Here is a 23,272-nt window from a genome sequence, read left to right on the forward strand (position 1 = left end):
TCGGTTAGTGTAGGAAAGTATAAAAACCATTTCGGTTAGTGGAGATGCATGGTGATCAATCGTATTCGCGATATTCGCAAGCAGAAGGGCTGGACACTGGCCGACCTTGCTCAAGCTTGCGATCCTCCAACCACTCCGCAAACGGTGGGCAGGCTGGAAACCGGAATGCGCAATCTGTCGCTGAAATGGATGGAGCGGATTGCAGGGGCGCTCGGCGTCGAACCGGAGGTGCTCGTCCGTTCGGAAAATGCCGCACACCCCCAGGTTGTAGCGACCTTGGCGAAAGACGGACCGGAAGCGTTGGACAAGACGCGCGACGCGATTCTCGCGACCGACCTCGGAGCGGAAGGCGCGCTAATCGTCCTGACTGTCGATTACCCGCACGGCGAATACCGCCCCGGGGACCAGTTATGGCTGCGCCAGATTGCCCCAGAGGACGCGGGGCGTGCGGTCAACCGCGATGTCCTGGTCCCGCGCAAGGCTGGCCGGTTTTGCTTCGGCAGACTGATTGACCGCCAAGGCAAGCTTGTCGGCATCCTGCCTCCCGGTCACGGAGAAAAGCAGCAGGTGGTCGACAGCCCGGCATGGATAGGCGTTGCAGAAATGCTGGTCCGTCGGCTGTGACCGCGGAGAAGAACAGGCGCGTCCTCGTCCTGTCGACCCTCTGGCCGAACCAGGCATCTCCGCGCTTCGGGACATTTGTCGCTTGCTCGATCGAGGCGCTAACCAAGGAAACGCATTGGGAACCGGTCGTGGTCAATCCCATCGGTTTGCCGCCGATTGCATTCGGCCGTTATGCCGCGACCAAAGAAGCTGCGGTGAGCGGCACCGAGAGCGGGATCGAAGTTCACCGCCCGACGTTCCGGTTGATCCCCAAAGTGGGCGGCCGGTTCAATCCCAAACTCATCGCTCACGCGGTGATGCCGCTGGCCAGACGACTTCACGAGGAACGACCGTTCGACATGGTCGACGCCCAGTTCTTCTACCCGGATGCTCCTGCGGCGATGCGTATCGCACAGGAGCTGCGCCTACCGTTCTCCATCAAGGCCCGTGGAGCCGACATCCATTACTGGGGCGCGCGCAATTACGGCGCAGAGGCTCTGCGTGAGGCTGCGGACAAGGCCGCTGGTATCCTCTCCGTATCAGAAGCGCTGGCGGACGATATGGCCGCGCTGGGCATCGCCAGAGGCAAGATTTCGATCCACCGCACCGGCCTTGACCGCGACCGCTTTCGCCCGCTTGGCCATACGCAGCTACGCAACCGTCTGGGCAGGGAGTTGGGAGTGAGCCTGTCCGCAGACGACCAGCTGCTTGCCACTGTTGGCGCCTTGATCGAACGCAAGGGACAGGCCCTTGTCATCAAGGCGCTGGCCGACCTGCCGGACGCTCGCCTGCTACTCGTGGGCAAAGGTGAAGACGAGAACAGCTTGCGTGCATTGGCCAATTCCGAAGGCGTCTTGGACCGCGTGCACTTTCTTGGCAGCGTCGATCACGACTTGCTGCCGCTGATCCTGTCGGCTGCCGATGCGATGGTACTGCCTTCGTTGAGCGAAGGGCTTGCCAATGCATGGATCGAAGCCCTCGCCTGCGGCACGCCGGTCGTTATCACCGATGCCGGCGGAGCCCGCGAAGTGGTCGACAACCCCACTTCAGGTGTAATTGTTGCCCGCCGCACCGATGCAGTGCGCGAAGGGATCAGGCTGGTGCTGAAAAACAGGCGGCCACCCGAAGAGGTAGCCGCCTGTGTAAAGGACTATAGCTGGAAGACCAACGGCGAGGCGCTGGGCGCGCACTATGACCGTCTGATCGGAAGCTAGACCTCGCCGCGCGCGATCTTTTCCTGACGGTCTGCGACAGTCTCTTCCGGGACGAAGCTGTCCGAGTCGACGCCCATCCAGACCAGCAGCGGAGCGGCCATGTAAACCGAGCTGTAGGTACCGACAAACAGGCCCAGCGTGATGGCCGCAGTCAGGCCAAACAGGCTGGCCGGCCCCACGACGAGTAGGGGCAGCAGCGCCACCAGAAGCGTCAACGAAGTCATTACGGTACGCGCCAAGGTCTCATTTACCGACAGGTCGAGCAATTCGGGAAGCGGCATCTTGCGATACTTCTTCAAATTCTCGCGGATACGGTCGTAGACGACGATGGTATCGTTGAGCGAATAACCGATGATCGCAAGGATAGCCGCGATGATCTGCAGGCTGAATTCCAGCTGGAACAGCGCAAACATTCCCAAAGTGAGGCTTACGTCATGGAACAGCGCGAACAGCGCGCCGACCCCGAATTGCCACTCGAACCGGATCCAGATGTACAGCGCCACGGCAAGCATTGCTGCGACCAATGCAAAGACGGCATCCTCTCGGAACTCGCCTGAAACCTTGCCAGACACATTATCGTTACCGTCCAGGCGAAAGTCGGGATAGTTGGACTTCAGCTCGTCGACCACGGCATTGGCGGCGGCCTGCGCGGCTTCCTTGTTGGAAGCGACTTCGTCAGGCAGGCGCACTCGGATTGAAACCTGGTTGTCTTCGCCGAACCGCTGGACCACCGGAGACCCGTAGCCGAGCCCTTCGACGTCCTGACGCAATTGTGAAACGGGCGCTTCCGTGCGCTCGGTGAAAGTGGCACGCACTTCCAGACCGCCCGCAAAATCGACGCCGTAATTAAGGCCGTTGGTAAACACCAATGCCCAGCTTGCGGCGATCAGGAACAGGCTGACCACGAAAAATGGCACGCGCCATTTCAGGAATTTGATATTGGTATCGTCTGGGACGAGCTTGAGAAGTTTCATCGTCCGAATCCTCAAATATTCAAATCGGCGGGGCGCGCTTTACGCAACCATCCGGCGACCCACATGCGGGTGAGCGGCACTGCCGTGAACACACTGGTGAACAGGCCGACGACTAGCACGACTGCGAAGCCCTTGATCGGACCAGAGCCGAAATTGAACAGCAGCACGCCAGCAATGAAGTTGGTAATGTTCGCGTCATAAATCGCGCGGCTTGCTTCCTTGTAGCCGTTTTCGACCGCCGCAATCACGCGCCTACCCCGGGCTCGTTCTTCACGTATTCGCTCGTTGATCAGCACGTTGGCGTCCACCGCCGCACCGATTGTCAGGACGAAGCCCGCGATGCCCGGCAGGGTCAACGTCATATTGAGCGCCGCCATGATGCCGAGCAACATCAACATGTTGATGACGAGCGCAATCGTCGCGAATATGCCAAAGCGCCCATAGGTAACGATCATCAGGCCCATCACCAGCAGGGTGCCGATGAGGATGGCAATCATGCCCTGCTTGATCGAATCGGCGCCAAGGTCCGGGCCAACCGTCCGCTCTTCAACCACGCTCAGTTCGACAGGCAATGCGCCCGAACGAAGCTGGATCGCCAGGTTATTTGCGCTTTCGACAGTGAAGCTTCCGGAAATCTGCGACTGACCATTCTGGATCGGCTCCAGCATTCGCGGGGCCGAGATCACTTCATCGTCCAGAATGATCGCGAACTGGCGACCGGTATATTGGGTGGTCATGCGGGCGAAACGCCTGCCGCCGTCAGGATTGAAAGTGATCGAGACTACCGGCTCATTGGTCTGCGGGTCGAAATTCTGCTGAGCACCGGTCAACGTTTCCCCATCGATGCCGCCGATCCGCTGGACCACGACCCCATTGGGAAAGCCCTCACCCTCTGCATAGGGATATACTTCGCCGCCAGCGACAAAACCGCGAGCAACTTCTTCGGCGCTAGCCTGGCGTTCGACCAGCTTGAATTCCAGCTTGGCGGTCTTGCCCAGCAATTCCTTCAGCTGCTCAGGATCCTGGAGGCCCGGAACCTGGACCACGATGCGGGTATCGCCCTGTCGCAGGATGGTCGGCTCACGCGTGCCCAGCCCGTCGATACGAATACCAACGGTGCGCAGTGCGCCTTCCATCGCGGCATCGACCGCATTGTCGAGGCCAGCAGCAGTCTGGGTCAGCACGAAACGCTGTCCATCTACTACCTGGAGATCCCATTCGCGCACCGGACCGGTGCCGTTCATCAGGTCTTCGAGTTCGGCCCGCGCACGATCAACGTCGCCGGCATCGTCGAGCAGGAAGCTCAGCTGGCCGTCAGCAGTCGAGACATCGCCGATGCGGATACGCGGTTCGGCGCGGCGCATGGCGTTGCGCACGCCCTCTTCCAGATCCTCGAGCCGCATGGCGGACACTTCGTCACGCTCTGCCTCAAGAAGGATGTGACTACCGCCTGCAAGGTCGAGGCCCAGATTGACCACCGGATCCGGCAATTGATCGGGCCAGTCCAGATTGGCGAGCGAGAAAAGCGAAGGCAGTGACAGGAGCATGCCGAAAACGGCGACGCCCCATAGGAACACTTTCCTCCAGGTCGGGAAATCGAGCATGCTTTGCCTTCCGCTTCTTGCCGGATCAGTCGTTTGCAGGCTTGGCGGAGGTGCCGGAGAGCACTTCGCCAATTGTATTGCGAACGGCGCGGACTTTCATGCCCTTGGCAAGTTCCAGTTCGACGAAATTATCTTCGACCTTGGTGATCTTGCCGACAAGTCCGCCTGCAGTGACGACCTCGTCCCCGCGCTTGAGGCCGGAAATCTTTTCCTGGTGGGCTTTCTGCTGGCGCATCTGCGGGCGGATCATCAGGAACCAGAAAACCGCAAAAATCGCGACCCACGGAAGGATCTGCAGCCAGATCGGCGGTTGGGCAGCGGCGGCGCCAGCAGCGGCAAGAAAATCGATCATCTAGGTAAAGCCTGTATCCGTTGATGCATATGTCTGTTGCGAAATGGGTGGCAATTCGGCGCAATCAAGCGCGCCAAGGCGGCACCTCATCTCCAATGTCGCGCGCAGCTAGCAGGATAGGTGATGCAGGGCAATAAAATGCCCGCTCTCAACGCTTGCCATGCACAAGTGCGGGGCCTATAGGGCCGCCTCCACTGGTATCGGGACGTGGCGCAGTCTGGTAGCGCACTATACTGGGGGTGTAGGGGTCGCTGGTTCGAATCCAGTCGTCCCGACCAGTGGAATTTCTCTGAGAATTTGGAAATGTGGTCGCAGCACGCGTGCTGGGTATGGCTGGATCAGCCGGGGCTGATCGCACGCTCGCCGCCCGACGCTGCAATGAGACCCGCACCGAAGAAGCCCATCAGCAAACCGATGGCCACATTGGGTTGTGGTTCGACATATCCGGCTCCACATCCTGCATCGTCGGCCCAGTCGAGCCAGTCCTGCCAAGTGTATATCCGATCGTTGGATACATCGCGGTAGTTCTGGCCGACGTAGCGCCAGTCTTGCGGCGCATTCCCTTCTTCCAGATATTCGCTGTATTCAGGGCGAATGCGGTCACAATCCCAATTTTCCGGAGCCTCCAGAGCGCCAGCAGCATTCGAAGGAACCGGATCTGCCTGCTGCGCAACCGCACTGCCGCCAACAAGCCCGAGGGCGGCCGCCGCAACTACGATATTTGGAATTGCACGCTTCACGATCTGCTCCCAAACGCTTGTTAGGCCGCGCAATAGCCCAGAAATGCTGCAGATTCAATGAATCCCGGACCGTAAGCCACGGCCCGGTGTAAACACTGGTTTCCTACATGTCGTATCTGGTTATTTTGATGCATATGGAGGAACCAAATATGGCTCTAATTGAATCGCTTATCGGACCCCTTGCCTCAATTATCGACAAGATCATTCCTGACAAGGAAGCCCGCGCCAAGGCGAAGCTCGAATTGATCGCCCTCCAAGGGACCCACGATCTCAAGGCTATCGAGGCACGGCTTTCCGCCATCGTTGCCGAAGCCAATTCCCGGGACCCCTGGACCAGCCGCGCACGGCCCAGTTTCCTGTACGTGATGTACACAATGATCCTGTTCGCGCTGCCTATGGGAGTGCTCGCCGCATTTGCGCCTGAGTCGGCCGGTGCGATCGGTGCTGGGGTCACGAAATACCTGCGCGGCCTGCCAGATGAACTCTATGCCCTCTTCGGGACCGGCTATCTCGGTTATACGGCTGCTCGCCAATGGGGAAAAGTGAAAGGCGTTGATGCTTGAGGTCGCGCCAATGCACGCTAGACAGCGTGAATGACCGATACCGTCTTTGTCCTCAATGGTCCCAATCTCAACCTGCTCGGCACGCGGGAGCCGGAGATTTACGGCTCCGAAACGCTTGCTGATATCGAATCAGCGCTTGTCCGGCAGGCTCAGGATCTTGGCTTGTCGGTCGATTTTCGTCAGACCAATAGCGAGGGCGCATTGGTGGACTGGCTGCAGGAGGCGCATGCGAGCGGCGCGAAGGCGATCCTCCTCAATGCGGCTGCCTACACACACACTTCCATTGCCCTGCTTGATGCGATCAAGGCCATTGCTGTGCCGGTGATAGAGGTGCACCTGTCTGACCCCTCGACGAGGGAGGATTTCCGGCACAAGTCCTATGTTGGCATGGCAGCTGTCGATTGCGTTCAGGGCCTCGGTCCGCGCAGCTATTACGTAGCGTTGGAGCGGGCTGCCGCGCTGTAATTCGTCTGCCCCACCCCCTTGTCAGGCAGGCGTCAGACGCGCATAGGCGCGTGCAAACAATTGACAGGGATATCCATGTCCACACGCAAAAGCACACCCGGCAAGTCCGGCATGAATATAGATTCCTCACTGGTTCGCGAATTGGCCGAGATGCTCGGCGAAACCGGCCTTACCGAAATCGAAGTCGAAGATGGTGAACGCAAGATTCGCGTTTCGCGTGGCGGCGGTGTCACGATGGCTGCAGCCCCTGCCCAGATGATGGCCCCCTCCGCTCAGGCCCCCGCGCCTGTAGCAGCAGCACCGGCACCCGCCGCAGATGCTGGTCCAGCAGATGCCGATGTCTCTGCCGCGATCAAGTCACCGATGGTTGGCACTGTCTATCTGGCTGCCGAACCGGGCGCCGCCGATTTCGTAAAGATCGGCGATACGGTGAAGGAAGGCCAGACTCTCGTCATCGTCGAAGCGATGAAGGTGATGAACCCGATTACCGCCGACAAGGCCGGAACGGTCAAGGCGATCCTGGTCGAGAACGCGCAACCGGTCGAATTCGACCAGCCGCTCGTCCTGATTGTCTGAGCCGCACATGACGATTTCGCGTATCCTCATCGCCAATCGCGGCGAAATTGCTTTGCGCATTCACCGTGCCGCGCACGAAATGGGCATTGAAACAGTCGCGGTGCATTCGACTGCCGACGCCGATGCGATGCATGTTCGCCTGGCCGATCACGCAGTTTGCATCGGTCCGCCCAGCGCATCCGACAGCTATCTCAACATAGCCAACATCATTTCGGCTGCCGAGATTGCGCAGGCTGATGCGATCCACCCGGGCTATGGCTTCCTTTCCGAAAACGCCAAGTTCGCCGAGATTGTCGAGGCGCATGACATCAAGTGGATCGGCCCCAAGCCAGAACATATCCGCACGATGGGCGACAAGGTTGAAGCCAAGCGCACTGCCGGCAAGCTTGGCCTGCCGCTTGTGCCGGGCTCTGACGGTGCTGTCTCCGAGTTCGAAGAAGCACGCGAGATTTGCAATGAGATCGGCTATCCCGTCATCATCAAAGCCGCCAGCGGCGGCGGCGGACGCGGGATGAAAGTCTGCGAAAGCGAAGACCAGCTCGAAACTCTCATGCAGCAGGCCGGTAATGAGGCGAAAGCCGCATTTGGCGATGCCACGGTCTACATCGAGAAATACCTCGGCAATCCGCGCCACATCGAATTTCAGGTGTTTGGCGATGGCGAAGGCAAGGCGATCCATCTGGGTGAACGCGACTGTTCGCTCCAGCGGCGTCACCAGAAAGTGCTTGAAGAAGCCCCCTCCCCGGTCATTTCTGAAGAAGACCGAATGCGGATGGGCGAAGTATGCTCAAAAGCGATGCGCGACATGGCATACCGCGGCGCAGGCACGATCGAATTCCTGTGGGAAAACGGCGAGTTCTATTTCATCGAAATGAACACCCGCCTGCAGGTCGAACATCCGGTCACGGAAATGATCACCGGTATTGATCTGGTTCGCGAACAAATCCGCATCGCTGCGGGCAAGCCCTTGTCGGTGACCCAGGACGAGGTTGAGTTCAAGGGCCACGCGATCGAGTGCCGCATCAACGCGGAAGACGCCTTCACCTTTGCCCCCAGCCCCGGCAAGGTCACCTATTATCACGCGGCCGGCGGCATGCATGTCCGTGTCGATAGCGGGCTGTACGCGGGCTATACGATCCCGCCCTATTACGACAGCATGATTGCCAAGCTGATCGTTTACGGCCGCAACCGCGAAAAGTGCATGATGCGCCTGAAGCGCGCCCTGGAAGAAATGGTGATCGAGGGCGTGAAGACCTCCATCCCGCTTCACCAGGCGCTGCTTGAGCAGGAAGACGTCCAGACCGGCAATTACTCGATCAAGTGGCTGGAAGACTGGCTGAGGGACCGCGAGGGCTGAGGTCTGCCTCATTTAACTCGGTAGGCGCCGATAAACACGCTTCGTTGGCATGTCCGGCGCTTGGCGAGCTGAAGGACCTTTTTGCTGTCTTTGATGACAGCGCAGGCAGACGCCTGAGGTCGCTTGGGCCGATGAGCCATGCACTTTCCAAGGATGGAACAATCGGTTCGATAATCGTCTCCGATTATTTGCCTTCGGGGCGTCCTGTCCGGGCAATCGCTTTTGATAAGACTCCCAGCTCCAACTGGGCTCTGGGTTGGCATCAGGACCGCACCATCTGGGTTGAAAAACGCAACGAGATTTTCGGCTTCGGTCCATGGACCCAAAAGCAAGGACTTCTCCATGTTGAGCCACCCTTCGAGATAATCGAACGTATGCTTACGGTTCGGATCCATCTCGATGATGTCGGCATAGATAACGCGCCGCTTTTGATCGCACCCGGTTCACACAAAAGAGGTCTTATCGCCGAGAATGCGGTCCAGAAGACTATCGATGAATGCGGCACCTTCGTGTGCGAGGCAAACGCCGGCGACGTTTGGATATACTCCACCCCGATCATTCATGCGTCCCAAAAGTCGAGCGACCACGCGAGGAGGAGAGTTCTTCAAGTCGATTACAGCAATGTTGAGCTACCGTCGGGACTGCGCTGGGGCGCTGAGGCCTGTGAATGGCCAAAGTGATCAGTCGAAATTAAAGCCCGCTGCCTTCGCCTCGGCGATGATCTCATCGCCAGTCATTTTGGGATGCTCTCCGCCGATGCGAGTCCAGCTGGCAGCTTCGTCGACGAAGATTTCTTTCTCGATCCTCGCACTGCTCGCGCTGTCGAACAGGCCGGCCGAAAAGCTGCGGTTTCCGGTGGGGAGGAACTTGAACCACAGGTTCGATCCGCAGGTTTTGCAGAAGGCGCGTTCGCCCCACTCGCTCGACCGGTAGACGGCGACGGTATCCTCGCCGTGGATCGTGAATTGCTTGCTTTCAAGCGCACTGTAAAACGCTCCGCCCCAGCGGCGGCACATGGTGCACTGGCAGGTCTCGATCTCGCCCGCAGCGTCCGCGACTTCGATGCGGACTTCCTTGCAGAGGCAGTGGCCTTCGATCATCGAATCAGCCCAGCGGTACGCCGGGCTCGCTCTTGCTGGTGCGAATGGTCAGAGAGGTCTTCACACTGGCCACATTCGGTGCGGGCGTGAGCTTGCTGGTCAGGAATTCCTGAAAGCTCTGAAGATCCTTGCTGACGATCTTGATGATAAAATCGATCTCGCCGTTCAGCATGTGCACTTCGCGCACTTCCGGCAGATTGTGCATCGCTTCTTCGAATTCGCGCAGCGCGCCTTCGGCCTGGCTCTGCAGGCTGACCATCGCAAAGACCGTAATCGAGAAGCCAAGCTTGGACGGGTTCAGATCCGCGTGGTATCCACGAATCACACCCTCTTCTTCCAGCGCGCGGACGCGGCGCAGGCAGGGGGGTGCGGTCAAGCCGACGCGGTGGGCCAGCTCTACATTAGTGATTCTGCCCTGGTCCTGCAGTTCGGAAAGCAGGCGACGATCGATTTCGTCGAGATTAGCCATGGAATATCCTCAATACCTCGCGGTGCCATAAAGAGGCTGCGCACTTAAGAAATGTTGAAAAGGCGCAAGCATCATATTGGCTAACATTATTATCTTTGCCAGCAATCGTCCCGCTTTGCAACGTATTGGAAACATCTCGTTCATCACGTTTGTTGGACGGATAGAAGGGGTATGTTGGCATGGTTACCGCCCTGCAAACTATCCAAGTTACCGGAGCCTCGATGCATTTTGACGATCGCCTTGCCACAGTACTGCGCAACCGCGCAGGCGGCGAGCGTGCGGCCCGGACGCAGTTCCGCCAGCTGATAGACCTGCTTGGCGAGCGTCCACAGGCAGGTGATCGCGCTTTGAAAGCAGCGGCTTACCTTCGGCTCATTGCCCTTGGCGAAATGATCCCCGTGAAGGATCGAACCAAAATTGTCGGCGAGAGCGGCTGGCGTTTCCGCAATCCCGAACTGGTGAAATGGTTCGGGGAAGCACATCCGCACATCGCCGCTGCCGCGCTCCACCGTGCACAACTGACTGCGCAGGAATGGGAAGACATCATTCCCAAGCTCCCGATCCGTACCCGCGGGTTTCTGCGTCATCGCCGCGATTTGCCGCCCGAAGCAGAGCGGGTCCTTGATGCATTGGGCGTGTCGGATCGTGCCCTGCCCGAACCCGAGCCATTCGACCTCGTCGAAGAAATCGCGCCTGCCGATCCTCAGTCTGCTGAACCTGCGGAAACAGAGGCGGCACCCTTCGAAGAGCCGGCACCGCTCAACCTTTCGCCGCTGCCGATTGAACCGCTCGCGGCGCCGCAGCCGCCGACTGCAGAGAGCGGCAACGACGGCATAAGAGCGCTGGTCGACCGGATCGAAGCCTTCCAAAGGAACCGCAGCGAACGGATTTTGGATAGCGAAAATCCGCGCCTACCGCTGGGCGAGAAGGTCGATACGGCTCCGGCCAAACCACTCGATGAATTCCTGTTCGGCAGCGATTCGGATGGCCGAATCGATTGGGCCGAGGCTGAAATCGCGCCGATGGTCATGGGCATCGATCTGGCTCAGGCGGCCGATGACAGCGAAACGGCCACGCGCGCCATACGCACACGCCAACCGCTTGCTGCCCTTGCTGCAAAGCTTCGTGGTGCAGAACGGATCGAAGGCGATTGGGTGGTCGATGCAGCGCCCCGTTTCACGCGCTCCGAAGGCCGGTTTTATGGCTACGTTGGCCGCTTCCGCCGCGCCGTTTCAGGTATCGAAGACCGCCGCGAGGCTGAGGCCGATCGCTTGCGCCAATTGCTGCACGAGCTGCGGACGCCGGTCAACGCGATGCAGGGTTATGCCGAGATCATCCAGCAGCAGATGATCGGCCCGGTCCCGCATGAATACCGTGCAATCGCAGCCACCATAGCTGGCGATGCGGCCCACATCCTTGCCGGCTTCGACGAGCTCGACAGGCTCGCGCGGCTCGAAACGGGCGCGCTCGACCTTGAGCCGGGCGACGCAGATTTCGCAGCGATTGCCCGCAAGCAGGTTGCGCAGATCCAACCGGTGCTCAGCCCGCGGGTCGCACGATTCGATGCTGATCTGGGCGAAGGCCGTGCTCCCATTGCTCTTTCGCAGGCCGAGGCCGAACGGCTGGCCTGGCGCCTGATTGCGACCATTGCCGGAACGCTTGCTGCCGGCGAGGCTGTCTCGCTCAAGATGCAGACGGGCGGCGATCAAGTCGAATTCGCCCTCACCCTACCGGCCAGCTTGAATGCGGCCGAAGATGTGTTCTCGGTCGAAACACATGCCAGCACCGGTGCTCTGAGTGCAGGCATTTTTGGTGCAGGTTTTTCCCTGCGCCTTGCCCGGGCCGAAGCCAGGGCCGCCGGAGGAGAGCTTGCAAGGATCGCAAATGCGCTGGTCCTCAGCTTGCCACTCTTGACCGGTGCCGAAGCCCTGCCTAGCCCACAAGGACAGCCGGACAGCGCTGCCGGCAGATAGGGGTTATTGCCCTGGGGTCGCGCTGAATTAAGCGCCTTTGGGGGAATTTGCTTGGCCGATCGAAGCCTGCTTGAACCGCCACCAGCCTCGCACCGGGCACGCTTTGCGCCCGGCTTTGGCAAGCGCGTTTTGTTGACGGTAGATACCGAGGAAGAGTTTGACTGGTCCAAGCCCTTCCAGTCGTCGGGCCATGGTCTTGGCCATATCCTGCGCATCGTGAAATTCCAGGAATTCTGCGAAGGTATGGGTGTGGTGCCTGTGTATCTCGTCGATTGGCCAGTCGCGACCTCGGCGCAGGCGCGCGAAATACTCGGCCCGCTCGTGCGGGACAAAAAAGCTGAAATCGGCATTCAATTGCACCCTTGGGTCAATCCTCCGCATCGCGAGGAAATCAGCGCGCCCAACAGTTTCGCCGGGAACTTGCCGCCAGATCTTGAACGCGAAAAATTCGGGCGTCTCGCAGATGCAATCGAAGAAGGTTTCGGCTGCGTCCCGCGTATCTACCGCGCCGGTCGCTACGGAGTTGGGCATCAAACAGCACGTATGTTGAAGGACCGCGGTATCGCGATCGACAGTTCAGTGCGCACCCACCACGATTACCGCGCGCAAAGCGGTCCGGATTTCAGCAACCATCCAGAATATCCTTATTGGACCGACGAAGACCGCAAGCTGCTCGAGCTGCCGCTCACGACCTGCTACTGGGGAATGCTGCGACGTCAGGGAGCGCTGATGCTCCCGTTATTGCGGCGCTTTCCTCGCCTGGGCGGAGCCTTGACCCGGATGGGAATGTTCGAACGGATTCCGCTGACTCCCGAAGGCACCAGCAAGGAAGAAGCAATTCGGTGCATCGACATGGCGCTGGACGATGGCATGGAATTGCTCGTCGTGAGCTTGCATAGCCCGTCCCTGATGCCGGGTCATACCCCGTATGTGCAGAGTGAAGACGACCTTGATGCACTCTACGATTGGCTGCGCGGAGCTTACGGATATTTCCTTCTTCGCGGGGTAAAACCGGTCACAGTTGAAGAAATCATCGATTCAGTGGCAGTGTGACGCTTGCGATTGCTTGAAAGCGCGTCTAGGCGGCGCATTCGCCAGAACGCGAAAGGCGGGGGCCTGTAGCTCAGTTGGTTAGAGCTGGCCGCTCATAACGGCTAGGTCGCGGGTTCGAGTCCTGCCGGGCCCACCAGTCTTCCCGTGCGTTTTGGTCCAGTAAGTAAGCCCGTGTCGGGGAGTGGCGCAGCCTGGTAGCGCATCTGTTTTGGGAACAGAGGGTCGCAGGTTCGAATCCTGTCTCCCCGACCACACGGCTTACTTTTGAGAGGATAGTTGCGTGACTGCCGCCTCCTCCACCACCAGTCTCGATAAACGCGCGGTCTGGGCAATTGCCCTGCCTGCGATGGTCACCAATGTGGCCACGGCGCTGATTGGTATCGGCGATATGTGGGTCGTTGGCCAACTGGGAAGCGCACCGACACAAGGCGCGGTCGATATCGGCGCGCGGCTGTTTGCTGTCCTGTTCACGGTAATGAACTTCCTCAAGACCGGCACCACAGGCCTGGTCGCGCAGGCGGGTACGCGTTCGGGTATCCAGGAACAGGCCGCCGTTCTCCTGCGCGGCCTGATCGTTGGCTTGGCCATCGCCGTGTTCCTGCTGGTTGCAAAACCATTGCTGCTGCCCGCGTTGCTCGATGCCCTCGGGGCAGATGCCGAGGTACGTGCAGCCGCGACCATCTATGCAGACATCCGCTATTGGAGCGCGCCAGCCGTGATGGCGAATTTCGCTGTCATCGGCTTTCTGGTCGGACAGCGGCGAATGACCACGGTGCTGATCGTGGAAGTGGGATATAATGCGCTCAACATCGGGCTTGGCCTGTGGTTCGTGCTGGGCCTCGATTGGGGCATCGCCGGGATCGGCTGGTCCAGCTTCATCGCGGAATATGCCAAGCTTTTTGTCCTCGCTGCGGTTCTGCTGGGCGGAGCAAGCGGGCCGGAAATCATCCGGCGTGCGCGCGCTGGCGGTCTCGCAAGGCTTGCTGAACTACGCCCGTTCCTCTCGGTCAATCGCGACCTCTTTCTGAGAACGGTAGTGCTAACGGTCGCCTTGGCCGGGCTGACCCGGCTTTCGGCAGAGCGCGGCGCCGTCGTACTTGCGGCCAACGGCATTCTCTACCAGCTCTTCATCTTTACCGCGTTGCTGCTCGACGGGTTCGAGAACGCTGCTCAGGTCCTCAATGGCGAACGTGTAGGCGCCAGGGATCGCGCCGGCTTCACCGCTTATGTGAGGGCCATATTATGGCGGGGCATGGTCGCAGCAGCGCTAGTGGCTGGCGGGTTTGCGCTTCTCGCCGCCCCTATTCTTTCCAGCTTTGCAGCAACACCCGAAGTGGAAGCTGCGGCGATCGACCTGAGCCTATGGCTCATCATCATTCCGTTTGCAGGCGTTGCCGGCTTCGTGCTCGACGGAGTATTCGTCGGCGCAAGCTGGACGCGTGGATTGCTGATTACGATGATCGGCGCATCGCTGGTTTACGCGGCATCCCTCTGGCTGACCTGGCCTTTGGGAGCGCACGGACTGTGGCTTTCCTTCGTGATCTTTCTGACCACACGGGCAATATTGCAGCTGGCCATGATGCCCGGTTTGCTCAACCGCGAATTCGGAAAGCTGGACTGACGCTGTTCAGGCCGTGGCGGCGCGGCGCCCACCTTGGTCAATTTCAGTGACGTTCTCACCGCCCAGCATGCTCTTGTCATGTACACAGCGATCGCGCCCTCCCTGCTTTGCGGCATAGAGCGATGCATCGCTGCGCCCGAATAGCCTGCCGTAGCCTTCACCTTCGCGGCGTCCGGCGATACCGAAGCTTGCGGTCAGGCGCTGGTCAGCTGGCATTCCATCAATCTGGCTCGATCCGAACCGGCGACGCACGCGTTCTGCCATTGCTACCGCGGCTGCGCCTTCGCAATTCCAGGCGAGGATGCAGAATTCCTCGCCACCGATACGTCCAGCGATATCGCTGTCGCGGATCGTGCCGCGAATGACGTCGCCAAACGCGGCGATGGCATTGTCGCCGATCTGGTGGCCGAAGACATCGTTGACCGTCTTGAAGTGGTCGATATCCGCCACCACGAGCGATACCGGCACGCCTTCCTGCTTGGCGCGCTCCATATAGGCGACTGCGTCCTGTTCGAACGCACGCCGCGTCCTGAGGCCGGTCAGCAAATCCATCTCCGCCCGCTCACGGACAGCGGCGACATGATCATAAATACATGCGGCCACCAGCACCATTGCCGAAGCCAGAGATATGATCGCAAGCGACAGATTGAGGACCGAGTAATACAGGGATTCGCGGTAGACGTCGGCCATAACGCTACCCTCGACCAGCAGGGTCAGCATCGGGCGGATCATGAACTGCGCCGCCAGTATTATCTGCATCGCGATGATCGCCTTGTCGATCGCTTCCCGCCGGTGTGAATTCAGGAGCGACATGACCGCGATGACATACATGACGCCGTAACCGGTGTTCACAATAATCAGCCGGGCGAACAAATCAGGTGACAATACGATCGCGATGGCGAGTGTGACCGCCGATAGCCCGTAAACTACAAGCAAAGCGCCAAGATAGGGCGGTTGGTCAACTCGCCTCGACATGCCCCAGACGGCGCAGCCGACGCTGAGAGTGTAGAAAAACTGGGTGATGTGGAACACGTACGGCGAACCTGTATCGAGCAGGTGCGTGACAACGAAGCCGAGAGTGAAAAAGAAATAGGCTCCCGCGAAACCGAGCACATAATTGCCCAGGTTTCCGCGCTTCCACAGCAGCAAGAAGCCGGCGCAGAACATCATCGCCATAACCGGCGTAATCATTCCGATGATCTGCGCGCGCATGTTCGCCCCCTACTCTCTTGCGCACCGGGCTAGCACGAGAGCGTTAATCGGCAATTAAATATATGCCGGATGCCAGCAGGAACAGTGAGCAATTGCAGGCAGTTCCGCCCGCGATGCCCCCAAAAAACCCCAAGCGGAATTGCCGGAATTCAGCTTGGCTTTTGCCGGGTAAATTCATGAGAATCGAAATATGCTACGGTCTTTTCCAAGCCATCCCGCAATTGGGTCGACGCTTGCCAGCCCAGCGTTTCGCGCGCGAGCGAGGTGTCGGGCCGGCGGCGACGCGGATCGTCCTGTGGTAGCGGCTTGTGCGCCAGTCTGGACTTGCCGCCGACGATATCGATGACAGTGCTGGCCAGTTCGAGCATCGAATACTCGCCTTCGTTACCCAGGTTGATCGGCCCGGTCGTATCAGCGTCCGTGCCCATCATCCGGACGCAGCCATCGACCAGATCCTCGACGTAGCAGAAACTGCGCGTCTGCTCGCCATCACCGAAGATCGTGATGTCCTCGCCGCGCAGCGCCTGGAGAATGAAGTTCGAAACCACCCGCCCGTCATTGGGATGCATGCGCGGGCCGTAGGTATTGAATATCCGCACCACCTTGATCGGCAAATCGTGTTGGCGGCGATAGTCGAAGAACAGCGTCTCTGCGCAGCGCTTTCCTTCATCATAGCATGACCGCGGTCCGATCGGATTGACGTTGCCCCAATAGCTTTCCGGCTGGGGGTGAACGTCGGGGTCGCCGTAGACCTCGCTGGTGGAAGCCTGCAGGATCGGCACTCGCAGGCGCTTGGCGAGACCGAGCATATTGATCGCGCCGATGACGCTTGTCTTGGTCGTCTGGACCGGGTCGAACTGGTAATGGATTGGCGACGCCGGGCAGGCGAAATTGTAGATCTCATCGACCTCGACCGACAGGGGCATGGTGATGTCGTGCCGCAGCAATTCGAACCGCGGGTGGCCCAGCAGATGCGCGACATTTGCCCGCGCGCCGGTGAAGAAATTGTCGACGCACAGCACCTCGTGCCGATCGGCAATCAAGCGGTCGATCAGGTGCGAGCCGAGAAAACCCGCCCCGCCCGTCACCATGACGCGCTTGGTCAGCGAATAGCGTGAAAGCTCACTCGGCTTTTCGGTAGTGCTCATGTGGTGGCCATTTCCTCCCAGAACTCAACTGCCCGGGTTGCGCCTTCGCTATCGGGATCGAACAATGCTTCCACGGCATCCGCGAACCGTTCGGTGTCGCCCATTTGTGCACGCTCGGCAGTGGCATCGGAATAGCGCTGCCACGCCGGCTGGCTTTGCGAAAGGGCCAGCATTGCGCGCGCCACCCCCTCTATAGATTGCGGCTCCACGACATAGCCGGTGACGCCGCTGCGCACCAAGGCATCACGCGATCCCACGGCCGTGGAAACAATCGCCGGGACGCCGAACGCGGCAGCTTCGTTGACCACCAGCCCCCATTGTTCTTCGGTACTGACCAGGCATAGGGCGAGCGCCCGGTTCAGCCTTTGCGAAACCTCTTCAGCGCGCAGGAAACCGGTAAACTCGACCCCGTCACACGCCAGCTCGCGCAGTTCACCGGCCAGTTCGCCATCACCCGCGAGGACCAGCTTGCGTGCGGCTCCACCGGCCAGTTCGCGGTAGCGGGCATAGCCTTGCAGCAGCACGCGCAGGTTCTTCTTTTCGACAAAGCGCCCGACGAACAGGAAATCGCGCTCTTCCCAGCGCGCCGCCTCGGCCCCGTCCTGCGACCGGATCCGGTCAATACCGACGGTGTCGTAACCCGGCAGGATCGGCTTGCTGCCAAAGCCCAGGAAACGCAGGTATTCCCGTTGGCGCAGCCCCCCGACAATAGCGGCGCGATATACGGACAGAAGCCGGCTTTTGGCCTGTTCGCGCGGTAGGCTGCGCGGAAAATCGTCGAACTTGCTTTCCGTCATCATGACGCAGCGCGTGCCGGCCGCCTTCAAACGCCACGACAGCGCGATGATGTCGCGCTCCGAATACGGCACTCCGATGCACACCATGTCGGCATTGCTCACCGCCTTCATTGCTGCCCGGTAGCGCGCAAGGTGTCCGACCTCGTCATAGGATTTTCCGGGAAACAGGGTGATGTGCCGAGCGTGCTCGATACCTTCGGCAGGTTCCCACGCATAGGCCGCACTCGTAGTGGCGTATTCGACCGCCAGCACCTCTGCCCGGCCCGCCAGACGACGCGCCGCTGCTTCCACCCGGTCCACGTGATAAGCGGCAAATTGCGAAAACAGAATCGCGACCTGCGGCAGCTCACTTTTGAGTTCTGACCCGTTTCCCATCGCTCGAATCGCTAGGCGAAGGCGAACAGGATTGCCAGACCCGGCTTGCCCCGGGCCACAGGTATCCCTATCTGGCCACCAACTCTCCCGTTACTTACAGAATCGTTCCAAGGATACGCCCGATGGCCGCCCAATACGCCTTTGTCATGAAGGACATGACCAAGACCTTCCCCGGTGCTCCGAAACCGGTGCTCAGCAATATCAACCTGCAGTTCTATCAGGGTGCCAAGATCGGCATCGTGGGTCCGAACGGTGCGGGTAAGTCAACGCTGATCAAAATCATGGCGGGTATCGACAAGGATTTTACCGGCGAAGCATGGCCGGGCGAGAACATCACTGTCGGCTATCTGGAACAGGAGCCCGAGCTCGACGAGAGCAAGACCGTCCTCGAAAACGTCAAGGACGGTGCACGCGAAACCGCCGACATGGTTGAACGCTTCAACCAGATCGGCATGGAGATGGGCGAAGAAGACGCCGATTTCGACGCGCTCAGCACCGAGATGTCGGAACTTCAGGACAAGATCGACGCGGTCGATGGATGGACGCTCGACAACCAACTCGAAGTCGCCATGGAAGCGCTGCGCTGCCCCCCGGGTGACTGGCCCGTTACCGACCTTTCCGGCGGTGAAAAGCGCCGCGTTGCGCTGACCCGTCTGCTCATCCAGAAACCGGGCATCCTGCTGCTAGACGAACCGACCAACCACCTCGACGCAGAATCGGTCCAGTGGCTGGAAAACCACCTCAAGGATTATGCGGGTGCGGTGCTGATGATCACCCATGACCGCTACTTCCTCGACAATGTGGTGGAATGGATTCTCGAGCTCGATCGCGGGTCCTACTATCCGTACGAAGGCAACTATTCGACCTATCTCGAAAAGAAGGCCAAGCGTCTCGAACAGGAAAGCCGCGAGGAAAGCGGTCGCTCCAAGGCGCTGTCACGCGAACTGGAATGGATCCGGCAGACACCTGCGGCACGCCAGACCAAGTCCAAGGCCCGTATCCGCAAGTTCGAAGAACTCCAGGAAGGCCAGAAAGACCGCAAGCCTGGCAAGGCCCAGATCGTCATTCAGGTCCCCGAGCGCCTCGGCGGCAAGGTGATCGAAGCCAAGAACATCTCCAAGGCTTATGGCGACAAGCTGCTGTTTGAAAACCTGTCCTTCATGCTGCCCCCGGGCGGCATCGTCGGAGTGATCGGCCCCAACGGCGCGGGTAAATCCACGCTGTTCAAGATCCTGACTGGGAAGGAAACACCCGACAGCGGCACGGTGGAAATCGGTTCGACCGTCCACCTCGGCTTCGTCGACCAAAGCCGTGACCACCTTAACCCGAAGAACAACGTCTGGCAGGAAATCTCCGACGGCCTCGATTACATGAAGGTCAACGGCCATGACGTTTCGACCCGCGCCTATGTCGGCGCGTTCAACTTCAAGGGCGCTGACCAGCAGAAGAACGTCGGCAAGCTTTCGGGCGGTGAACGCAACCGCGTGCACATGGCCAAGATGCTGAAGGAGGGCGGCAACGTCCTGCTGCTCGACGAACCGACCAACGACCTCGACGTGGAAACGCTTGGCGCGCTTGAAGAGGCGATCGAAAACTTCGCTGGCTGTGCCGTGGTCATTTCGCATGACCGCTTCTTCCTCGACCGTCTGGCCACCCACATCCTCGCCTTCGAAGGCGACAGCCATGTGGAATGGTTCGAGGGCAATTTCGAAGCCTACGAAGAAGACAAGCGCCGCCGCATGGGCGACGCTGCGGACCGTCCGACGCGATTGGCGTACAAGAAACTGACGCGTTAACGTTTATTCGGGTCGTAAGCTGACTTTCCGCTTACGACCCGAAAACAGGCGGTGATCTAATCCGGCAGTTGAAGGTAAGGTTCTTAACCTTGGACCTTTTAATGCCCGTTGAAATTTTCGATCATGATCGAAGCGACTAACCGCTTGCTGGAAATCAACCAGAAGTCCCTACACATGCCTCTTAAGGTGATTTGACTTAGCACCCGAATAGCCCATCCATTATCATTTGTTAATGTGGGGATGGGGTTTGGAGATCGAGGGAAAGCCGCCGCGCGTGCTAGGGCTAGGCGGCGCCATATTGATCAACCTTAACGGTGTTGTTGGCGCAGGAATATTCGCGCTGCCTGCATTGCTGTATGCAACCGTTGGTACGTTGGCGCCGCTAGCTATCCTCGTTTACGCCGCTTTTTACGCGGTATTGATGGCCGTCCCGTCGAAGCTATCGACTGTCTTTCGCCAATCGGGCGGGCCGCAACTTTACGCGCAGCATGCTTTTGGCCCGTTGGTCGGCTTTCAGATTGGCTGGTTTGCCCTTTGCGCAAATATGGCTGGCCGGGCTGCAAATTTTCATGTTCTCGTTGCGTATCTGGCGGCTGTGTTCCCCTTTTTCGAAGGCCCGATAATACGGCCGGCGACCATACTGGTCCTTATCGCTGCTTTCACAATTCTCACTATGTCCGGGACTAAGCTATCCGTCAGGGCATTGGGCTTGGGAACTGTGTTGAAGTTGGGTCCGATTTTGACGCTTTGCCTGGTCGGTCTTTTTGCCAACGGAATGCCATCAGAGTTCGTCTTGCCGCAGTTTTCTGAGGGCGAGGCCACTGCATTGCTGCTGGCTTATGCGTTTTCCGGAGCGGGTCAGGTCACTGTCGCAGCAGGAGAGGCGAAAGAGCCGCGTGCCGTGATCAGCCGCTCAATTTACCTGAATTTGGCAATCGTCGGCGTATTCTATGCTCTCGTCCAGCTTGCCTACATATCGATTTCACCTGATCCAAACGAGACGGCCAGTCCCCTGGCCGCAGCAGGTTCGGCTTTGTTCGGACCGTTTGGCGCGCTGATGATCAGCATGGCCGCCATATTCTCGATCGGTGCCAACCAATTGACCAGTTTTGTCACGATGCCACGCATTGCCTTTGGAATGGGCAGGCGCGGGCTCTTGCCGAATGCCTTCGCTTACGTGTCACCGCGCTTCAAGACACCGACCTTTGCGATTGCAGTCTATTCCCTGATTGTGGCTGGTCTGTCGGTATCGGGGACGTTCGAAATCCTTGCAATCCTCGTGGTCGCTGTTGAGCAACTGGTCGGGTATACCTTGATTGCTTCGCTCATTGTGATGTGGCGCCGTAACGACGGCGGGATCGCTGATACGATGGGTATGCGCTGGGCGTTCATCATCCCTGTCGCAATTGGCTTCATGGCCTGGTTTACGATGCAGGTGCCTGTTGAGGCTTTGCTATCCTCAACGCTTCTGGTTGTCGTCGGTATCGTGCTTTACCGGATTTCCAGCAATGGTGCCGTTGAGCATGAACCTATCATCTTGCCGGAAGGGCGTTCGTAGAAACTGCCGGGAAAGATCGCTTCCAACCCATTTGGCGACGGTCTTACCGCACTAGTGATGAGCCAAAAGCGGACAGGCAGCTAACGACCCGATTGCGGATATTGCTGCATCGAACTTTTTACTTGAGCGTTCGAAATTCTATCAAACCTATCGTAAGGTCATGTAGGTGACGAACGGCTTGTCGCATCCAGGATCACGCGGACTGTTTCCTGTGGCTGATCCCACATCGGGAAGTGTCCGCTATGCTCAAACCAGTGCATCGCTGCATTGGGGAATGCCGCTGTCGCACGTTGCGCTTGCTGCGGCAGGCACAGCCGGTCCTTGCGGCCCCAGCCGATTGTAATTGGCGCGGGCGTGTTCGCAGAGCCCTTCTGATTTTCGCCGTTGGCAAGATCCTTCACGAGCGATCCGATTGTGCGCGTATCTGCCAATGCCCTGAGTTCCTGCGAGATGAACGCGGGATCAAGCGCCCACGGTTTCGCGGAGAGCTGGGCCATGAGCGCGGTCCGACCCGCAACATTGCGGGTGATGGTGGGTAGCGCCGGTCGCAGTGCCCGAACCAGAGCAATTGATGCCGTTATAGTGGTCCTGAAGAACGTACGCTCCCACCCTTGCCAAAAGCCGCCCGGATCCAAGGCAACAACCGCGCCGGAGTGACCGCGCCGCGCCATCTCAAGCACCAGGCGGGCGCCCATGGAGCTGCCAACCATATCTATTTCTCTGAGATCCTCAGCGCCGAGCCAGTCGTCCAAGCTGCGCGTCAGCCCGTCAAACGTGCCACTGTCGACCTCTTCGGGTGTCTTTCCGTGGCCTGGCAAGTCCAAGGCGATTACTTCCCTGGATTCAGCAAGTGCCGGCAAAATCGTATCCCAAGAGTGGCAAGTACCTCCAAGCCCGTGGACAAGGAGGAGGGGTTTTCCGCGGCCTGTGCGCGTGTGGTGCATGGTCATGTGAGGGTAACGCTTCAGGCCGACTTACGGTCCGCTCGGCCGTTAAATGTCTACGCTGACGAATATAACGCCAAGTGCGGGCAGCTCGCGATCAGCCCCACCCTGACTTCTAAGCGAATTGCATTTACGTCCGCTTCCCACTCAATTTCGGACGCTCCAAGCTCCATGCTACTTTCTCAAAAAGCGGAAGTTACCGCTGAAGCTTTGGCCGATTTGACTCCCCCTGCCCTCCTTTGACAGAAGCGCGCACCAAGCGCTCGACACGCGGGCGCGTTTCCTGCCGGCGCTCCACGCGCCGCGAACACGAAATCCAAGGATATCCATGACTACTCCCACTAACGGCGACACCGTGACCATCGACTACGTTCTCAAGCGGGGTGATGGTCAGGAGGTTGGCAATACCGCAGAGGCGGGTCCGCAGGACATCACGCTGGGCAGCGGGCAAATCTTTCCGCAGATCGAAGAAGCGCTCGCCTCCATGAAGGTGGGTGACGAGAAGTCGGTCGCCATAGCTTGCGAGAATGCTTTCGGCCCGCGCCGCGATGAATTGGTGCTCGACATCCCGCGCGCCAACCTGCCGCCCGAACCCGCGCCGCAGCCGGGCATGGCGCTGGGCGCACAGACGCCCGATGGGCAGCCGATGACCCTCTACATTCTCGAAGTAGGCGAGGAGACGGTCAAGGCCGACGCAAATCATCCACTCGCCGGCGAAAACGTGACTTTCGACCTCACGCTGCGGGACATTAAAACAGCCGTGTGACGCCTGATCGCA

General features: G+C 59.3%; 23 protein-coding genes and 3 tRNA genes. 16 read left to right on the plus strand and 10 right to left on the minus strand.

Going from position 1 to position 23,272, the window contains the following annotated elements:
* Positions 1 to 51 precede the first annotated feature (51 nt).
* Together K3166_RS08205 and K3166_RS08210 are read left to right on the plus strand one after the other, a co-directional pair.
* Complete coding sequence (locus tag K3166_RS08205) at positions 52 to 624, plus strand: helix-turn-helix domain-containing protein (protein WP_221424023.1); 573 nt, start codon at positions 52 to 54, stop codon at positions 622 to 624.
* A complete protein-coding gene (locus K3166_RS08210) occupies positions 621 to 1,817 on the plus strand; it encodes a glycosyltransferase (protein ID WP_247714578.1) in 1,197 nt (398 codons plus the stop codon). Before K3166_RS08205 ends, K3166_RS08210 begins: the two co-directional genes overlap by 4 nt.
* Here the strand turns inward: K3166_RS08210 and secF are convergent.
* The 3 genes from secF to yajC are packed head-to-tail and all read right to left on the minus strand — an operon-like array spanning position 1,814 to position 4,747.
* A complete protein-coding gene (secF, locus tag K3166_RS08215; RefSeq protein WP_221421795.1) occupies positions 1,814 to 2,791 on the minus strand; it encodes a protein translocase subunit SecF in 978 nt (325 codons plus the stop codon). The two genes, K3166_RS08210 and secF, sit on opposite strands and share 4 nt — an antisense overlap.
* Before the next feature lie 11 nt (positions 2,792 to 2,802).
* The gene (gene secD / locus K3166_RS08220) at positions 2,803 to 4,395 is read right to left on the minus strand and encodes a protein translocase subunit SecD (protein ID WP_221421796.1); all 1,593 of its coding nucleotides are present in this window, start codon (positions 4,393 to 4,395) and stop codon (positions 2,803 to 2,805) included.
* 25 nt (positions 4,396 to 4,420) lie between these two features.
* On the minus strand, positions 4,421 to 4,747 hold the full coding sequence (gene yajC, locus K3166_RS08225) for a preprotein translocase subunit YajC (RefSeq protein WP_221421797.1): 327 nt from the start codon (positions 4,745 to 4,747) through the stop codon (positions 4,421 to 4,423).
* A 201-nt stretch (positions 4,748 to 4,948) separates the two neighbouring features.
* Between yajC and K3166_RS08230 the strand changes: the two genes are divergently transcribed.
* Positions 4,949 to 5,025 (plus strand) — tRNA-Pro (locus tag K3166_RS08230).
* Positions 5,026 to 5,085: 60 nt separating this feature from the next.
* Here the strand turns inward: K3166_RS08230 and K3166_RS08235 are convergent.
* Positions 5,086 to 5,487, minus strand: coding sequence for a hypothetical protein (locus K3166_RS08235; protein WP_221421798.1), 402 nt, complete (start codon positions 5,485 to 5,487; stop codon positions 5,086 to 5,088).
* A 149-nt stretch (positions 5,488 to 5,636) separates the two neighbouring features.
* On the opposite strand from K3166_RS08235, the gene K3166_RS08240 reads away from it, so the two are divergent.
* The 5 genes from K3166_RS08240 (at position 5,637) to K3166_RS08260 (ending at position 9,128) form a co-directional block, all read left to right on the plus strand.
* The gene (locus K3166_RS08240; protein ID WP_221421799.1) at positions 5,637 to 6,050 is read left to right on the plus strand and encodes a holin family protein; all 414 of its coding nucleotides are present in this window, start codon (positions 5,637 to 5,639) and stop codon (positions 6,048 to 6,050) included.
* A 30-nt stretch (positions 6,051 to 6,080) separates the two neighbouring features.
* Positions 6,081 to 6,515, plus strand: coding sequence for a type II 3-dehydroquinate dehydratase (locus tag K3166_RS08245; protein WP_221421800.1), 435 nt, complete (start codon positions 6,081 to 6,083; stop codon positions 6,513 to 6,515).
* Between the two features lie 75 nt (positions 6,516 to 6,590).
* Positions 6,591 to 7,091 carry an acetyl-CoA carboxylase biotin carboxyl carrier protein gene (gene accB / locus K3166_RS08250; protein ID WP_247714579.1) on the plus strand — a complete coding sequence of 167 codons (501 nt, stop codon included), beginning with the start codon at positions 6,591 to 6,593 and terminating at the stop codon, positions 7,089 to 7,091.
* A gap of 7 nt (positions 7,092 to 7,098) precedes the next feature.
* Positions 7,099 to 8,448, plus strand: coding sequence for an acetyl-CoA carboxylase biotin carboxylase subunit (gene accC / locus K3166_RS08255; RefSeq protein WP_221421801.1), 1,350 nt, complete (start codon positions 7,099 to 7,101; stop codon positions 8,446 to 8,448).
* A 131-nt stretch (positions 8,449 to 8,579) separates the two neighbouring features.
* Positions 8,580 to 9,128, plus strand: a complete 549-nt coding sequence (locus tag K3166_RS08260; protein ID WP_221421802.1) for a phytanoyl-CoA dioxygenase family protein — start codon at positions 8,580 to 8,582, stop codon at positions 9,126 to 9,128.
* On the opposite strand, the gene K3166_RS08265 is transcribed toward K3166_RS08260, so the two are convergent.
* Both K3166_RS08265 and K3166_RS08270 read right to left on the minus strand, forming a co-directional pair.
* On the minus strand, positions 9,129 to 9,548 hold the full coding sequence (locus tag K3166_RS08265) for a GFA family protein (RefSeq protein WP_221421803.1): 420 nt from the start codon (positions 9,546 to 9,548) through the stop codon (positions 9,129 to 9,131).
* A gap of 4 nt (positions 9,549 to 9,552) precedes the next feature.
* Positions 9,553 to 10,017 carry an Lrp/AsnC family transcriptional regulator gene (locus K3166_RS08270; protein WP_221421804.1) on the minus strand — a complete coding sequence of 155 codons (465 nt, stop codon included), beginning with the start codon at positions 10,015 to 10,017 and terminating at the stop codon, positions 9,553 to 9,555.
* A gap of 179 nt (positions 10,018 to 10,196) precedes the next feature.
* Here K3166_RS08270 and K3166_RS08275 point away from each other — a divergent pair, with 179 nt between their 5' ends.
* The 5 genes from K3166_RS08275 (at position 10,197) to K3166_RS08295 (ending at position 14,664) form a co-directional block, all read left to right on the plus strand.
* Positions 10,197 to 11,990 carry a sensor histidine kinase gene (locus K3166_RS08275; RefSeq protein WP_247714580.1) on the plus strand — a complete coding sequence of 598 codons (1,794 nt, stop codon included), beginning with the start codon at positions 10,197 to 10,199 and terminating at the stop codon, positions 11,988 to 11,990.
* A 51-nt stretch (positions 11,991 to 12,041) separates the two neighbouring features.
* Complete coding sequence (locus K3166_RS08280; RefSeq protein ID WP_221421805.1) at positions 12,042 to 13,043, plus strand: polysaccharide deacetylase family protein; 1,002 nt, start codon at positions 12,042 to 12,044, stop codon at positions 13,041 to 13,043.
* 59 nt (positions 13,044 to 13,102) lie between these two features.
* Positions 13,103 to 13,179: transfer RNA gene (locus K3166_RS08285), tRNA-Ile, on the plus strand.
* Between the two features lie 39 nt (positions 13,180 to 13,218).
* Positions 13,219 to 13,295, plus strand: a tRNA-Pro gene (locus K3166_RS08290).
* A gap of 28 nt (positions 13,296 to 13,323) precedes the next feature.
* Positions 13,324 to 14,664: an MATE family efflux transporter gene (locus K3166_RS08295; RefSeq protein WP_221421806.1), complete on the plus strand. Its 1,341-nt coding sequence runs from the start codon at positions 13,324 to 13,326 to the stop codon at positions 14,662 to 14,664.
* A 6-nt stretch (positions 14,665 to 14,670) separates the two neighbouring features.
* On the opposite strand, the gene K3166_RS08300 is transcribed toward K3166_RS08295, so the two are convergent.
* The 3 genes from K3166_RS08300 to K3166_RS08310 form a co-directional block, all read right to left on the minus strand.
* A complete protein-coding gene (locus K3166_RS08300; protein WP_221421807.1) occupies positions 14,671 to 15,876 on the minus strand; it encodes a GGDEF domain-containing protein in 1,206 nt (401 codons plus the stop codon).
* Between the two features lie 149 nt (positions 15,877 to 16,025).
* Positions 16,026 to 17,024, minus strand: coding sequence for a UDP-glucuronic acid decarboxylase family protein (locus K3166_RS08305; protein ID WP_221421808.1), 999 nt, complete (start codon positions 17,022 to 17,024; stop codon positions 16,026 to 16,028).
* The gene (locus K3166_RS08310) at positions 17,021 to 18,196 is read right to left on the minus strand and encodes a glycosyltransferase family 4 protein (protein WP_221421809.1); all 1,176 of its coding nucleotides are present in this window, start codon (positions 18,194 to 18,196) and stop codon (positions 17,021 to 17,023) included. The genes K3166_RS08305 and K3166_RS08310 overlap by 4 nt, the downstream gene beginning before the upstream one ends.
* A gap of 122 nt (positions 18,197 to 18,318) precedes the next feature.
* Here K3166_RS08310 and ettA point away from each other — a divergent pair, with 122 nt between their 5' ends.
* A complete protein-coding gene (gene ettA / locus K3166_RS08315) occupies positions 18,319 to 19,992 on the plus strand; it encodes an energy-dependent translational throttle protein EttA (RefSeq protein ID WP_221421810.1) in 1,674 nt (557 codons plus the stop codon).
* Positions 19,993 to 20,224: 232 nt separating this feature from the next.
* Entirely contained in the window at positions 20,225 to 21,550 is a 1,326-nt protein-coding gene (locus K3166_RS08320; protein ID WP_247714581.1) for an APC family permease, read from the plus strand.
* A 158-nt stretch (positions 21,551 to 21,708) separates the two neighbouring features.
* Here the strand turns inward: K3166_RS08320 and K3166_RS08325 are convergent, their stop codons facing one another.
* Positions 21,709 to 22,500, minus strand: coding sequence for an alpha/beta fold hydrolase (locus tag K3166_RS08325; RefSeq protein WP_221421812.1), 792 nt, complete (start codon positions 22,498 to 22,500; stop codon positions 21,709 to 21,711).
* Positions 22,501 to 22,822: 322 nt separating this feature from the next.
* Here K3166_RS08325 and K3166_RS08330 point away from each other — a divergent pair, with 322 nt between their 5' ends.
* Positions 22,823 to 23,260 carry an FKBP-type peptidyl-prolyl cis-trans isomerase gene (locus K3166_RS08330; protein ID WP_221421813.1) on the plus strand — a complete coding sequence of 146 codons (438 nt, stop codon included), beginning with the start codon at positions 22,823 to 22,825 and terminating at the stop codon, positions 23,258 to 23,260.
* Positions 23,261 to 23,272 lie beyond the last annotated feature (12 nt).

Source organism: Qipengyuania psychrotolerans (genome assembly GCF_019711355.1).
Taxonomy (GTDB): domain Bacteria; phylum Pseudomonadota; class Alphaproteobacteria; order Sphingomonadales; family Sphingomonadaceae; genus Qipengyuania; species Qipengyuania psychrotolerans.

Bases quoted from the DNA above. Each gene is read 5' to 3' on its own strand.
- yajC (WP_221421797.1), bottom strand. From the start codon at position 4,747: ATGATCGATTTTCTTGCCGCTGCTGGCGCCGCCGCTGCCCAACCGCCG.
- K3166_RS08310 (WP_221421809.1), bottom strand. From the start codon at position 18,196: ATGGGAAACGGGTCAGAACTCAAAAGTGAGCTGCCGCAGGTCGCGATT.
- K3166_RS08305 (WP_221421808.1), bottom strand. From the start codon at position 17,024: ATGAGCACTACCGAAAAGCCGAGTGAGCTTTCACGCTATTCGCTGACC.
- secD (WP_221421796.1), bottom strand. From the start codon at position 4,395: ATGCTCGATTTCCCGACCTGGAGGAAAGTGTTCCTATGGGGCGTCGCC.
- secF (WP_221421795.1), bottom strand. From the start codon at position 2,791: ATGAAACTTCTCAAGCTCGTCCCAGACGATACCAATATCAAATTCCTG.
- ettA (WP_221421810.1), top strand. From the start codon at position 18,319: ATGGCCGCCCAATACGCCTTTGTCATGAAGGACATGACCAAGACCTTC.
- K3166_RS08330 (WP_221421813.1), top strand. From the start codon at position 22,823: ATGACTACTCCCACTAACGGCGACACCGTGACCATCGACTACGTTCTC.
- K3166_RS08300 (WP_221421807.1), bottom strand. From the start codon at position 15,876: ATGCGCGCGCAGATCATCGGAATGATTACGCCGGTTATGGCGATGATG.
- accC (WP_221421801.1), top strand. From the start codon at position 7,099: ATGACGATTTCGCGTATCCTCATCGCCAATCGCGGCGAAATTGCTTTG.
- K3166_RS08325 (WP_221421812.1), bottom strand. From the start codon at position 22,500: ATGACCATGCACCACACGCGCACAGGCCGCGGAAAACCCCTCCTCCTT.
- K3166_RS08275 (WP_247714580.1), top strand. From the start codon at position 10,197: ATGGTTACCGCCCTGCAAACTATCCAAGTTACCGGAGCCTCGATGCAT.
- K3166_RS08320 (WP_247714581.1), top strand. From the start codon at position 20,225: ATGTGGGGATGGGGTTTGGAGATCGAGGGAAAGCCGCCGCGCGTGCTA.
- K3166_RS08260 (WP_221421802.1), top strand. From the start codon at position 8,580: ATGAGCCATGCACTTTCCAAGGATGGAACAATCGGTTCGATAATCGTC.
- K3166_RS08270 (WP_221421804.1), bottom strand. From the start codon at position 10,017: ATGGCTAATCTCGACGAAATCGATCGTCGCCTGCTTTCCGAACTGCAG.
- K3166_RS08245 (WP_221421800.1), top strand. From the start codon at position 6,081: ATGACCGATACCGTCTTTGTCCTCAATGGTCCCAATCTCAACCTGCTC.
- K3166_RS08265 (WP_221421803.1), bottom strand. From the start codon at position 9,548: ATGATCGAAGGCCACTGCCTCTGCAAGGAAGTCCGCATCGAAGTCGCG.
- accB (WP_247714579.1), top strand. From the start codon at position 6,591: ATGTCCACACGCAAAAGCACACCCGGCAAGTCCGGCATGAATATAGAT.
- K3166_RS08240 (WP_221421799.1), top strand. From the start codon at position 5,637: ATGGCTCTAATTGAATCGCTTATCGGACCCCTTGCCTCAATTATCGAC.